At 72.4% G+C, this 12,217-nt stretch carries 11 protein-coding genes; 4 read left to right on the top strand and 7 right to left on the bottom strand.

Annotated elements, in window-relative coordinates; translation table 11 throughout:
* Together ABD652_RS04645 and ABD652_RS04640 are read right to left on the bottom strand one after the other, a co-directional pair.
* Positions 1–454, bottom strand: a 454-nt coding sequence (locus tag ABD652_RS04645; protein ID WP_344718670.1) for a hypothetical protein, incomplete at its 3' end; no start/stop codon positions are given.
* A complete protein-coding gene (locus ABD652_RS04640; RefSeq protein ID WP_344718668.1) occupies positions 447–1,445 on the bottom strand; it encodes a rhamnan synthesis F family protein in 999 nt (332 codons plus the stop codon). The genes ABD652_RS04645 and ABD652_RS04640, both read right to left, overlap by 8 nt.
* A gap of 241 nt (positions 1,446–1,686) precedes the next feature.
* On the opposite strand from ABD652_RS04640, the gene ABD652_RS04635 reads away from it, so the two are divergent.
* Positions 1,687–2,397 (top strand): inositol monophosphatase family protein, encoded by a 711-nt coding sequence (locus ABD652_RS04635; protein ID WP_344718666.1) that lies wholly within the window; start codon positions 1,687–1,689, stop codon positions 2,395–2,397.
* A gap of 37 nt (positions 2,398–2,434) precedes the next feature.
* Here the strand turns inward: ABD652_RS04635 and ABD652_RS04630 are convergent, their stop codons facing one another.
* A complete protein-coding gene (locus ABD652_RS04630; RefSeq protein ID WP_344718664.1) occupies positions 2,435–3,901 on the bottom strand; it encodes a sugar nucleotide-binding protein in 1,467 nt (488 codons plus the stop codon).
* 2 nt (positions 3,902–3,903) lie between these two features.
* Positions 3,904–4,902: a dTDP-glucose 4,6-dehydratase gene (gene rfbB, locus ABD652_RS04625; RefSeq protein WP_344718662.1), complete on the bottom strand. Its 999-nt coding sequence runs from the start codon at positions 4,900–4,902 to the stop codon at positions 3,904–3,906.
* Between the two features lie 73 nt (positions 4,903–4,975).
* Between rfbB and rfbA the strand changes: the two genes are divergently transcribed.
* Together rfbA and ABD652_RS04615 are read left to right on the top strand one after the other, a co-directional pair.
* Positions 4,976–5,851, top strand: coding sequence for a glucose-1-phosphate thymidylyltransferase RfbA (gene rfbA, locus ABD652_RS04620; protein ID WP_344718660.1), 876 nt, complete (start codon positions 4,976–4,978; stop codon positions 5,849–5,851).
* 22 nt (positions 5,852–5,873) lie between these two features.
* On the top strand, positions 5,874–7,466 hold the full coding sequence (locus ABD652_RS04615; RefSeq protein WP_344718658.1) for an N-acetylneuraminate synthase family protein: 1,593 nt from the start codon (positions 5,874–5,876) through the stop codon (positions 7,464–7,466).
* Positions 7,467–7,498: 32 nt separating this feature from the next.
* On the opposite strand, the gene ABD652_RS04610 is transcribed toward ABD652_RS04615, so the two are convergent.
* Positions 7,499–8,380, bottom strand: a complete 882-nt coding sequence (locus ABD652_RS04610; RefSeq protein ID WP_344718656.1) for a hypothetical protein — start codon at positions 8,378–8,380, stop codon at positions 7,499–7,501.
* 215 nt (positions 8,381–8,595) lie between these two features.
* Here ABD652_RS04610 and ABD652_RS04605 point away from each other — a divergent pair, with 215 nt between their 5' ends.
* Positions 8,596–10,632 (top strand): glycosyltransferase family protein, encoded by a 2,037-nt coding sequence (locus tag ABD652_RS04605; RefSeq protein ID WP_344718654.1) that lies wholly within the window; start codon positions 8,596–8,598, stop codon positions 10,630–10,632.
* Here ABD652_RS04605 and ABD652_RS04600 read toward each other — a convergent pair.
* Entirely contained in the window at positions 10,581–10,892 is a 312-nt protein-coding gene (locus tag ABD652_RS04600; RefSeq protein WP_344718652.1) for a hypothetical protein, read from the bottom strand. The two genes, ABD652_RS04605 and ABD652_RS04600, sit on opposite strands and share 52 nt — an antisense overlap.
* Before the next feature lie 60 nt (positions 10,893–10,952).
* Entirely contained in the window at positions 10,953–12,197 is a 1,245-nt protein-coding gene (locus ABD652_RS04595) for a glycosyltransferase family 2 protein (RefSeq protein ID WP_344718650.1), read from the bottom strand.
* Positions 12,198–12,217 lie beyond the last annotated feature (20 nt).

Below are 12,217 nucleotides of genomic sequence, written 5' to 3'. Positions count from 1 at the left end.
TCGACCGCGGCGGACGGGCGATGCCCGTGATCCTCCGGCGCAGCGAGCGCTGGGCGCGCAGCTGGACTGCGACGGCGACCAGCCACAGGCCCGCGGTGCCGACCCAGGCCACGGCCTGGGCACCCAGCACTGCCGCGACCAGCACCGCGGCCCAGAGCAGACCTCCGACGGCGGCGCCGCGCCAGGCGTCGCGCCCGGACTGCGGCGGAGTCCTCATGCCGGAGACCTTGCGGCCGGCCGCCCGGGCGGTCTCCCGGCGCACCCGGGTCCGCAGCTCGGCCAGCTGCTGCCGGGCGCGGGTCCAGAACTGCGTCTGCAGCCCCAGCGTCGCCAGCGCGAAAGTGCTCATCAGCACCGGCATGGCCTGCTGCGCGTCGAGGAGCGCGGCGAGGATCACCAGTGCGGCGAGAACCGCCGCTCCCGCGGCGAGGAGTCGTCCCATCTGCTCACGCATGCTGCGCCCCTCCACGCGCCGGCCGTCCCGGGCCGGTCGCCGTCGTCGCCTCGTCCATCAGGTATCCGATCCGCTTCCGCCGCAGCTCCTGCCGGGTGACCGGGAGGTTCTTCTCCCCGGGCCGGACCGGGTAGTTCTCCCGGGTGGCCTCCAGGAAGTCGCGGACCTCGCCGAAGCGCTCCGGCTCACGCTCGACGCAGGCGGCGAGGAGATCCTCGGCACCGAGCGCGTAGGGGTCGAAGCGCAGCGTGTCGAACTTCAGCAGCGGCAGCCGGGAGTCGTCGAGGATCCGGTCGGCGTAGGCGACCGCCGGATTCCACGGCTTGCCGTCCAGGTCGAAGCGGTGGACCTCGGCGATCACCTTGCTCGGATCCTGCAGGTCCAGCCGATGGGTGGTGAACCAGTGGTAGCGGCGCCGCGCCAGGGCCTCCTCCTCCGCGGTGGGCTGGAAGTAGGCGCCGAGCGAGAAGCCGGCGGCGGCCATGGCGCGGGAGAAGCCGACCTCGTAGCGCTGGATCACCGCCATGCGGTCCGAGACCGGCTCGAGGTCCTTCCAGAACCGCCGGAAGGCCTTGGACCCGGCCACGAAGCCATTGACCAGCATGAAGAAGCTCTGCACGTGGCCGCCGTGGTGGTGGGAGTAGGTCATCCCCATGACGTCCACGGCGCGGGCCTGCGGACTGTCGAAGATCTCGTCGACCGGCACGGTGGGTCCGACGAAGGTGTCGTTGCAGATCAGGATCTGGCTGTACTGGCCGAGATCCCCGGCGACGTCCAGACCCCACTTATAGCTGTAGAAGTCGTAGCCGAAGTTCTCCCGGATCACGAACTCCACGTTCGGCGGCAGCTGCGCCTCGGCCTCGTCGGCGCCGGAGGTGGAGACGACGATGACCCGGTCGGCCGCGGCGGCATAGTCCTGAACCGCGCGCAGAGTGTGGGCGCGCAGCCGACGCTGCACGTCGAAATGCGCCATGACGACCAGACGGCTCACCGAGGTGCTCCTTCTGCGCGGCCGGCGGCGCCTGCGGAGGCCGCGGCGCACCTCGTCCCCTGGGTCCTCACTGCGGCGCCCCTCTCTCGCTCGTCGCTGCTCTGCATCGCTCTGTTCGTCCCGCTCTGCCGTCTGCGGTCGCGTCCGTGCCGCCGGTCAGTGTACCGGCCCGCGGCGACGGGCCCGCGAGCGCCGCCGCGGCGCGGGGCGCCACGCGCAGCCCGGCGTAGACTGCCGGTCGATGACACCTGTGGACCCGTCCGACGCCGCCCGTGCCCGCACCGCCCTCGAGGAGGCCCACGCGCTGCTGCTGGAGCTGCTGCCGCGGCTGCACGCGCTGCGCGCCGACGTCGCCGTCAAGGGTGACGACACTCCGGTCACCGCCGCCGACCGGCTCGTCCAGGCCGAGCTGGCGCGCCTGCTGCGCGAGCGGTTCGAGCAGCTGACCTTCGTCGGCGAGGAGGACCGGGCCGGCTGGGACGAGGAGGCGACCGGCTGGGTCGCCGTCGTCGACCCGATCGACGGCACGGAGAACTTCGCCTCCGGCCTGCCCGAATGGGGCACCGCGATCGCGATCTTCCGCGACGGCGTCCATGCCGGCAGCATGATCGCCCTGCCGGATCTTCACCTGCGGCTGATCACCGGCGACGTCGTGGAGCCGACGAGCTCGCGGATCACCGCCTTCTCCTCCGGCGTCGACGACGCGCTGGTCCGGCGCATCGCCGAGACCCCGCAGGCGCGCATCATGGGCGCGGCCGTCTACAACCTCCACGGGGTGATCACCGGACGCTTCGCCCGCTTCGTCAACCCCGTCGGCGCCTACTCCTGGGACCTGCTGGCCGGCCTCGCGCTGGCCCGCGAGCACGGCTGTCGGGTGCTGGTCGACGACGTCGAGTACGACGGCGGCTACCTCGCTCCCGGCGTGAAGCACCGGGTCGACATCCGGCGCTGACGCGACCGACTGCTCAGCGACTCGGCCACTCAGGTGCTCAGCTGCTCCTCAGGTGCTCGGCGAGCGCCTCGAACTGGTCGGTCGGGGCGAATCCGGTCGCCTCCAGCTTGGCCAGGTCGAAGGTGCTCTGCGCCGGACGCGGGGCCACGCCCTCCTTGCCGGCGAAGTATTCAGCCGTGGTGATCGGGGCGACCCGGGCGGGGTCGTGGCCGGTGAGCTCGTAGACCTTCGCCGCGACGTCGGCCCAGGCGACCGGCTCGCCGCTGTTCGAGACGTTGTAGGTGCCGTATGGCGCCCCGCTCGCCAGCAGGTGGTCGACGGCGGCGGCGATCGTGGTGGTGAAGCTCAGCCGGCCGATCTGGTCGCTGACCACCGTCGGATCCACGCCCTTCTCCGCGAGCGCGGCCATCGTGGCCACGAAGTTCTTCCCCTCGCCGATCACCCAGGAGGTGCGCAGGATGTAGTGCCGCGGCGCGACGGCGACGGCGTGGTCGCCGGCGGCCTTGGACTGGCCGTAGACGCCCAGCGGGGCGAAGGGCTCGTCCTCCGGATGCAGCTCGCGGGTGCCGTCGAAGACGTAGTCGGTGGAGAGGTGCACCAGCGTCAGCCGGTGCTCGGCGGCGATCCGCGCCAGCGCGGCGGGCCCGGCGGCGTTGGCCGCCCAGGCGGCCGCGCGGCCCTCGGGCGTCTCGGCGGCGTCGACGGCGGTGTACGCGCCGGCGTTGACCACTGTGTCGTACTCCGTCCAGGGGAACTCCGCCAGCGTCTCCGGCCGGGAGAGGTCCAGAGTCTCGCGGCCGACGACGTCGACGTCGTCGCGGGACTCCCACAGCGCGGCCAGCGCCCGGCCGAGCTGGCCGGAGGCGCCGAGGACCAGGGTGCGGCGCGGCTTCATCGGAGTGACCTCGGCCAGCCGCGGATGCGCCTGGTCCTTCGCCGAGAGCTCGCCGTCCTGGAGCGGGATCGGCCACGGGATCGCGGCGGTCTCGTCGGCGAGGTTCAGGAAGGTGTACTCGCTCTGCGCCTCGGCCGACCAGTGGTCGTTGACCAGATAGGTGTAGGCGGTGCCCTCCTCCAGGGCCTGGAAGGCGTTGCCGACGCCGCGCGGGACGAAGACCGCCACCGAGGGGTCGATCTCGCACCAGTAGGTCGCCCCGAAGCTCGGGCCCTCGCGCAGGTCCACCCACGCGCCGAAGACGCGCCCGGCGGCCACTGAGATGAACTTGTCCCAGGGCTCGGCATGGATCCCGCGCGTCACGCCCGGCGAGGCGTTGAAGCTGATGTTGTTCTGCACCGGGCCGAAGTCCTCCAGGCCCAGGGCGGTCATCTTCTCGCGCTGCCAGTTCTCCTTGAACCAGCCGCGGCTGTCCCCGTGGACGGACAGGTCGATGACCTTGAATCCGGGGATCGGGGTGTCCTCGACGGCCAGCGGCCTGCCGGTCCGCAGCTCATGCGTCGTCGTGTCGGTGCTGTCCACGCTGTTCGCCTCCGTGCTCTCCGTCATGCTCAGTGCCCCGCCTTCGCGTACTTCGCCTCGACCTCGGCCTTCTGCCCGCGCCACCAGCTCTCGTTGTCCCGGTACCAGGCGATGGTGTCCCGCAGCCCGGAGCGGAAGTCGGTGAACTGCGGCTCCCAGCCCAGCTCCTCGCGCAGCTTGGCGGCGTCGATCGCGTAGCGCATGTCGTGGCCCGGCCGGTCCCTCACGTGGTCGAAGTCGTCGGCGGACCGGCCCATCTCGGTGAGGATCGTCTCGATGACCTCACGGTTGTTCACCTCGCCGTCGGCGCCGATCAGATAGGTCTCGCCGATCCGGCCGGCCTCCAGGATGCGCAGCACCGCCGCGGAGTGGTCGTCGGCGTGGATCCAGTCGCGGACGTTCAGCCCTTCGCCGTAGAGGCGGGGGCGGACGCCGTCGAGCAGGTTTGTGATCTGCCGCGGGATGAACTTCTCGACGTGCTGGCGCGGGCCGTAGTTGTTCGAGCAGTTGGAGATCGTCGCCTCGACGCCGAAGCTGCGCACCCAGGCGCGCACCAGCAGGTCGGAGCCGGCCTTGGTCGAGGAGTAGGGCGAGGACGGGTTGTACGGCGTCTCCGGGGTGAACTTCTCCGGATCGTCGAGCTCCAGGTCGCCGTAGACCTCGTCGGTGGAGATGTGGTGGAAGCGGGTGCCGTGCTTCCGCGCCGCCTCCAGCAGCGTGTAGGTGCCGACGATGTTCGTCTGCAGGAAGGCCGAGGGGTCGGCCAGCGAGTTGTCGTTGTGCGACTCGGCCGCATAGTGCACCACCGCGTCGGCTGCGGCGACCAGCGGGTCGACCTGCTCGGCGTCGGCGACGTCCCCGACGACCAGTCTCACCCGGTCCGCGGGGAGCCCGGCCAGCGAGGCCTCGTCGCCCGCATAGGTGAGGCTGTCCAGCACGACGACGTCGTGGTCGGTGTGCTGGACGACGTAGTGGACGAAGTTCGATCCGATGAAGCCGGCGCCGCCGGTGACCAAGAGGCTGCTCATGGCCTCCAGCATATGGGCTGTAGTATGCACCACGGACTCGCCGCACGGATGTCGAAGGACTCAGGAGCACTCGATGGCACGCAAGGGAATCATCCTCGCCGGGGGATCGGGCACGCGACTCCACCCGATCACGCGGGCTGTCTCCAAGCAGCTGCTGCCGGTCTACGACAAGCCGATGATCTACCACCCGATCTCCACGCTGATGCTCGCCGGCATCCGCGAGATCCTCATCATCTCCACTCCGGAGGACATGCCGCAGTACCGGCAGCTGCTCGGCGACGGCGAGGACTTCGGCGTGCGCTTCGAGTACGCGGTCCAGGAGAGCCCGGACGGGCTGGCCCAGGCCTTCATCATCGGCGAGGAGTTCATCGGCGACGACCCGGTCTGCCTGGTGCTCGGCGACAACATCTTCCACGGCCAGCACTTCTCCGAGCAGCTGCGGCGGGCCAGCGCCCAGGAGCGCGGCGGCACCGTCTTCGGCTACCTGGTCAAGGACCCGGAGCGCTTCGGCGTCGTCGAGTTCGACGACGCGGGCCGGGCGCTGACCATCGAGGAGAAGCCGGAGCACCCGCGCTCGCCCTACGCGGTGACCGGGCTGTACTTCTACGACAACGACGTCGTCGAGATCGCCAAGGGCGTGCAGCCCTCCGCGCGCGGCGAGCTGGAGATCACCAGCATCAACAACGTCTATCTGGAGCGCGACGAGCTCACCGTCGAGCGGCTGGGCCGCGGCTTCGCCTGGCTGGACACCGGCACGCACGACAGCCTGCTGGAGGCCGCCCAGTACATCGAGACCGTCGAGAAGCGCCAGGGCTTGAAGGTCGCCTGTCTGGAGGAGGTCGCCTGGCAGCAGGGCTGGATCACCGACGAGCAGCTGACCGCCGCCGGCACCGCCCTGAAGAAGACGGACTACGGCCAGTACCTCCTGCAGCGGGTGCAGGGCCGCTGAGCGCCGGAAGGTGCCTCCCGCCATGACCCTCGATCCGCCTGATCCCTCCGCCGATCCCGCGGCCGCGGTGAATCGGCTGGCCGCCGACCTCGCGCCGGTCTCCAGCACCGACACCATCGTCATCCTCGGCAAGGGGCCCTCCGCCGAGGGCGTCTCGCCGCAGGTCTTCGCCGGGAACCTGGTCATCGGCATCAACGACGCCGAGCGCATCCAGCCCACCGACGTCACCGTCTTCCACGAGGACTGGGTGGCCGACTCGCTGCACGACGGCGGGCTGCGCGCCTCCGCCTACGTGACCTCCGCGGAGTTCGAGGCGCCGGGACGCGCCGTCGTCCGGGCGCCGCACCAGCCGCTGGGCAGCAATGAGGAGGACCTCATGCTGTCCCGCTTCCAGGACCGCGAGGAGTTCGCCGTCGAGGGCGCGATCTTCCTCAGCGCCCTGGAGATCGCCCGGGCCGTGGCCGACCAGCGGGGCCGGACGCAGACCGTCTGGATGGTGGGCTTCGACTTCACCCCGGGCACCGGGCCGGCCCGCTCGGCGACGACGCAGTTCGCCCCGGACAGCTCCATCCGGCGGGCGAACCTGGAGCTGCAGCAGTACATCATGCGCAACGCGCTCTACGCGCTGCAGGACTCCAATCTGGACGTCCGGCATGTCGGCGCCAAGGAGTTCTCCGCGCTGACCGTGGAGGAGCTCAACGCCCGGCACCGCGTCGAGGTCTCCGAGCCGACGCGGGGACGGGCCGCGGACGAGGAGGAGCTCGTGGTGCCGCCGGTGGAGATCACCGCGGAGCTCACCACCAACCACTTCGGCGACCTGGACCGCCTCGAGCAGCTGGTCCGCGCCGCGCACGCCGCCGGCGCCGACTGGGTGAAGGTGCAGAAGCGCGACGTCGAGACCTTCTACACCCGCGAGCAGCTGGCCGCCCCCTATAAGTCGCCCTTCGGCACCACCTTCGGCGCCTACCGCCAGCAGCTGGAGCTGGATCTGGACGGCTTCCGCGTGCTGGACGAGCTCTGCGACGACCTGGGCATCGGGTGGTTCGCCTCCGTGCTGGACCAGCCGTCCTTCCAGTGGATGCTGGACCACCTCGACGTCCCGCGGGTGAAGCTGCCCTCGACCATCTCGGAGAAGCGGGACTATCTGCGCTTCGTCGCCGAGGAGTACACCGGCTCGCTGGTGATCTCCACCGGCATGACCGACGCCAGCTACGAGGACTGGCTGCTGGAGACCTTCACCCGCCAGGACACGCTCTACCTGCTCCACTGCAACTCCGCCTACCCCACGCCGGACGAGCACACGAACATCGGGGTGGTCCGGCACTATGCCCAGCTGGCCGCGCGGCGGGCCGCGGAATCCGGTCCGCGGATCGTGCCGGGGTACTCCAGCCACGACTTCGGCTGGATGGCCTCGGCGCTGGCCGTGGCCGGCGGCGCCGGCATGGTGGAGAAGCATGTGAAGCTCGGCAACACCGAGTGGGCGCACTTCGACGCCGTCGCCGTGGACCTCACCACCGAGGAGTTCGCCGAGTACGTCTCCGCGATCCGTCAGGCGCAGGTGCACGTGGGGTCGACGGAGAAGCGGATCACCGCCAGCGAGCACCACAAGTACTGAGCCGCGGGCGCCGAGCCGACCGGCACGACGGCTCAGCGCTTCATGCGGTCGATGATGTCGACGGCCACGCGCCGGTCGGCGCCGTAGGTCGGGTGCCGGAACTCCACGATGTCGCCGGTCGGATCCACGCCGGCCGCCGCCGCGCCCTCGGCGGCGTCGAGGCGCGGCGTGCGGAGGTCGACGACGGCGCCGTCGAGGCCCGGGAAGGCCCACATCGCATCCACCGCCAGCGAGACGAGGTCCTCGCCCAGATCCTCGAGGACATCCACAGTGATGGCCCGGCCCGGCGCGCCGCTGAGCTCCTCGAGGAAGACCACCCGGCCCTCCTCGGGCACGGAGTCCTCGTCCAGCCCCTGCCGCGCGAGGTGGCGGCGCACCCGCTTGCGGGGCAGATCGGCGAGGTAGGCGCTCTTCCGCCAGACCCCCTCCTCCGCGGCGATCAGTCCGGCCAGCGAGTCCTCGCCGGTGCCGACCACATGACGCGGCACGCGCACGACTGCGGCGACCACGGACTCGCCGAGCACATAGCAGCGCAGCGCGAGCGCCGCGCCGTCGGCGGAGTCTCCGACGGCACCGTGGGCGGAGGGTTCGGAATCGCCGGTCTCCGACGCCGTCGGCACGCCGGCGGCACGGAGGTATCCCTGCTGGAGGCGGGACGATTCGGCGGCCTTGGCGGCCTGGGCGCTGACCAGGTTCGTCTCCCGCCCGTCGAAGCTGCCGACCAGCCGGGCGCCGGCGTAGAAGAGCAGGTGGGTCTTGCCGACCCGCCGCAGCGTGAGCCCGCGGGCCTTCGCGGCCCGTTCCAGGAGACCCCCGGTTGAGACCACGCCGTCCCGCGGCCAGTACCTCATGCCCTCCCGCGGGGTGATGCGGTCGGCGATGAACTCTTCGACGGACGTCGGCTCGGTCTCCACCGGGTCAGGTATACGGCGTGCACGGGGGCGCGTCAAATGTCTTCGCACAGTCGCGGCTCCGTCGCGACGCCGCCCGCGCAGCGGCGCGAGTCCGGGGCCGCGGCCCCGGACCGGATCGCGCCGGGCCGGGTCGCGCCGGGACCCGAGCGGCTATCATGACGGACGGCCGCCCTCCCCTCCCTCTGCTCACTCTGCGACAAAAGGACCCGCGCGTGATGACCACTCCCCCCGTCCCGGACGCCGCCGCGCTCGACGCGCTGCTGCGGCGCGGGCACGAGGCGCTGCGGCAGGGGCGGCACGCCCGGGCGATCGACGCGTACGAGGAGGCGAAGCGCACCTTCGGCGAGCTCGCCGACGTCGTCGACTTCTCCCTCGACCTGGCCCGCCGCCGGGCCGCGCGCGACTCCCCGGCGCAGCCGGCGGCCCCCGGCGTGCACCGGCGGTACGGGGCCGCGGCCGCCGCGGCGGAGCTGCTGGACGCGCAGCAGCTGCCGGCCGACGCCGAGCCGGACTCGGCCTCCGCGGACCGGCCGTCCGCCGCGGGCCCGCTGGTCTCGGTGATCATGCCGATCGAGCACGTCCCGGAGAACCTCGGCCACAGCCCGCGCGCCGTCGTCGGCGAGGCCGTGCGCAGCGTGCTGGACCAGACCTGCCCGGACTGGGAGCTGCTGGTCTGCGACGCCTCGGACGCCGAGGACGTCGCCGAAGCCGTCCACCTGCACCCGGACCGCCGGCTCGCCCACCACCGGCTGTCCGGAGCGGCCGGCGCGACGGCGCGCAACCACGGGATCGCCCGCGCCGCCGGGCCGATCCTCGCCTTCCTCGCCCCGGAGGACGTCTGGCATCCGCGCCACCTGGAGGAGGTGGTCCGCGTCCACCGCGCGGGCCCGCATCCGGTGGTCCGCAGCGGACAGTGGGAGGCCGCGCTCGACGGCGAGGACCTCGTGGCGGCCTCCCTCACGCCGGAGCCTCGCGCAGAGGCGACGCTGAGCACCGTCAGCCTGCACCGCGCCGTGCTCGACGAGGTCGGCGTCTTCGATCCGCGGCTCGACGGCGCCCAGGACCGCGAGCTGCTCGCCCGCTGCGCCCGGCACTGGACGCCGGTGCAGCTCGACGCGCCGCTGGTCCTGCGACGCCGCCCGGCGGCGGGCGACGCCGTCGGCCCGGCGCCCGAGGGCTACCCCGCGGTGGACGCCGCGGCCGCCCCCGCCGTCGACGCCGCACTGCGGCCGCGCGCCCTCGACGACTGGCGCCCCGTGACCGAGCCGGCGCGCACGATCGCGATCAAGATCGCCGCCCCGAGCCGGGAGACCGCCTGGGAATGGGGCGACTACCACTTCGCCCGCCACCTGGCCGATGCGCTGGAGCGGCTCGGCTGGCGCTGCGCCGTGCACTGCCTCGACCAGTGGTACACCCACGACGCCGACATCAACCTGGTGCTGCGCGGGCGCATGCGCTTCGACCCCGACCGCAGCCGGGCCGCGCGGAACCTGCTGTGGAGCATCAGCCATCCCGACCGGTTGGAGGGTCGCGAGGAGCTCGACGCCTACGACCACGTCTTCGTCGCCTCCTCACCCTTCGCCGAGGAGCTCGATCAGCTCACCGATGCCCCGGTCTCGGTGCTCCACCAGGCCACCGACCCGGAGGTCTTCGCCGACCCCGAGCAGCCGGCCGAGCTGCCGGAGGCGGTGGCGTTCATCGGCAACTCGCGCGGCGTGCGGCGGCGGCTGGTCTCCTGGGCGGTGGAGGCCGACGTCGACCTCGCCGTCTGGGGCACCCGGTGGGGACGCTTCCTGCCCGAGCGCATGGTCCACGGCGACCACGTCCCGAACGACGAGCTCGCCGCCCACTACGCCGGCGCCGCCATCGTGCTCAACGACCACTGGGAGACGATGGCCGCGCACGGGTATCTCTCCAACCGGCTCTTCGACGCCAGCGCCGCCGGGGCCTTCGTCGTCTCCGACCCCGTCGCCGGGATCGAGGAGACCTTCGGCGAGGACATCCCCGTGGTCGACTCGCCGCAGGCGCTGCGGCGCACTGTCGACTGGTACCTGCAGCACCCCGAGGAGCGCCGCGCCCGGGCCGAGCGGGCGCGCGAGCGGGTGCTGGCCCAGCACACCTTCGACCACCGTGCCTGGGAGCTGACCCTGGTGCTGCGGCGGCTCGCCGCGGCGCAGTCGGCTCAGTCGACCGGGTCGGCTCAGTCCGTCGAGCGGCGCAGCAGCCGGCGCACGGCCTTCGCCGCCCGGTAGGCGCGGGAGTTCTCCGCACGTCGGGCGCGGGACTCGGCGGCGCGGAGCCGGCCGGTGAGCTCGCGGATCCTGGTGCGCTGCTCGCCGAGCTCGACGCGCTGCTGCTCGCGGACGACCACCAGCTCGGCGCACTCGCTCTGCAGCCGCTGCAGCTCCTCGGTGATCCGCCGGTTCTCGACGTCGAGGCTCTGCACCTGCTGCTCCAGGTCCGACTGCTGGTCCTGCTGCTGGTCCTGCGGGGAGTCGGGTGCTGCGCTCACGGGCGAGACCGCCTTCCGTCTGCTCGATCCGCCCCGTCCGCCGGGGCGTCGACGGTCAGTCTATTCCACGCCTCGGGCCGCCTCGGCGGCGGCCCGGATCGTCGCGGCGTCCTCGGAGGCGAACGCCTCCAGCATGAGACGCGCCTCGGGCACCAGCGTCGTCCGCGAGGTCTCCGCCCCGTAGAGCTCGGCCAGCGCCGTCGCCTCGCGCGCCAGGTCGACGACGGCGTCGTCGTCGGTCTTCCGCCGGACCAGCACCGGCAGATGGACCTTCAGCAGCCGGTTCCAATAGTGCGCCCGCATCCGCCCGGCCCGCCGGGCGGCCTCCCCGCCCTCGCCGCGAGCCAGCGCGAGCACGCCGAAGCAGTCGTGGAGGAACTGCAGCTGCCGGCGGGCGGGGATCTCGGCCCGCGAGACGTGCGTGCGCCGCCCCGTCCGGCCGGACCGGCCGGGCCGGGCGGACGCCGCCGTCGAGCTCGGTTCCTCCAGCGTGAGGAAGTAGCAGTCGACGTCGTCGACGAAGGCCACTGCGCGAGCGTGGAGGAAGACGCTGATCATGTACGGGTGGTCGCTGGCGTAGATGAGCGACTCGTTGAAGCGGCAGCCCAGGTCGCGGAGGAACTCGGTGCGGAACAGCTTCTGCACGTGCAGGCTGTTCAGCCAGCCGGGGTGGTAGTCGTCGCGGCGCTGCGTCGCCTTCTTCGGCGGGAGCACGTTCGGCGCCGAGCGATTCACCCCCACGTAGCGGCCGACGACGACGTCGGCGGACTCGCGCGCCGCGGCCCGGGTCATCGCCTCCAGCGCCTGACGGCCCAGGTAGTCGTCGGCGTCGAGCAGGAAGACGTGCTCACCGGCGGCGGCGTCGACGATCCTGTTGCGCCCTGCCGACGGGCTGCCGGTGGCGGCGTGGCTGGTCACGGTGAACGCCGCCCAGTCCGCGGCGTCGGCGTAGCTCCACGCCGTCTCCACCGTGTCGTCGGTGGAGCCGTCGTCGACGACCAGCACCTCGATCTGCTCGGCGCCCAGCGTCTGCTCCACGAGGCTCTCCAGGCAGCGGCCGATCCGCTCGGCCTCATGGTGGGAGGTGATGCCGACGGTGACCAGCGGCGCGCCCTCCGGACGCTGCGAGGCCGCGTCCCGCGGAGCCGGGCGCGGACGACGGCGCGCGGCGAGGTCCGGGGCGGGCCGCGGGCGCAGCCGGGAGGCGACCGCCGTCGACACGGCGGCGACCCGCTGCCGCGCCGGAGCCTGCAGCCGAGCCGGCAGCCGGTCCAGCAGCCGCTCGGCGATGGTCGCGACGGTCATGGCGTCAGCTCCTCGAGCTC

This window comes from Nesterenkonia halobia, from assembly GCF_039536005.1.
Lineage (GTDB): Bacteria > Actinomycetota > Actinomycetes > Actinomycetales > Micrococcaceae > Nesterenkonia > Nesterenkonia halobia.
This window is presented reverse-complemented; position numbering and strand designations above follow the sequence as displayed.

What these genes read in the sequence shown, in the direction of transcription:
- ABD652_RS04635 (WP_344718666.1), top strand. Translation starts at nt 1,687, where the DNA reads ATGACACCTGTGGACCCGTCCGACGCCGCCCGTGCCCGCACCGCCCTC.
- ABD652_RS04630 (WP_344718664.1), bottom strand. Translation starts at nt 3,901, where the DNA reads ATGACGGAGAGCACGGAGGCGAACAGCGTGGACAGCACCGACACGACG.
- rfbB (WP_344718662.1), bottom strand. Translation starts at nt 4,902, where the DNA reads ATGAGCAGCCTCTTGGTCACCGGCGGCGCCGGCTTCATCGGATCGAAC.
- rfbA (WP_344718660.1), top strand. Translation starts at nt 4,976, where the DNA reads ATGGCACGCAAGGGAATCATCCTCGCCGGGGGATCGGGCACGCGACTC.
- ABD652_RS04615 (WP_344718658.1), top strand. Translation starts at nt 5,874, where the DNA reads ATGACCCTCGATCCGCCTGATCCCTCCGCCGATCCCGCGGCCGCGGTG.
- ABD652_RS04605 (WP_344718654.1), top strand. Translation starts at nt 8,596, where the DNA reads ATGACCACTCCCCCCGTCCCGGACGCCGCCGCGCTCGACGCGCTGCTG.
- ABD652_RS04595 (WP_344718650.1), bottom strand. Translation starts at nt 12,197, where the DNA reads ATGACCGTCGCGACCATCGCCGAGCGGCTGCTGGACCGGCTGCCGGCT.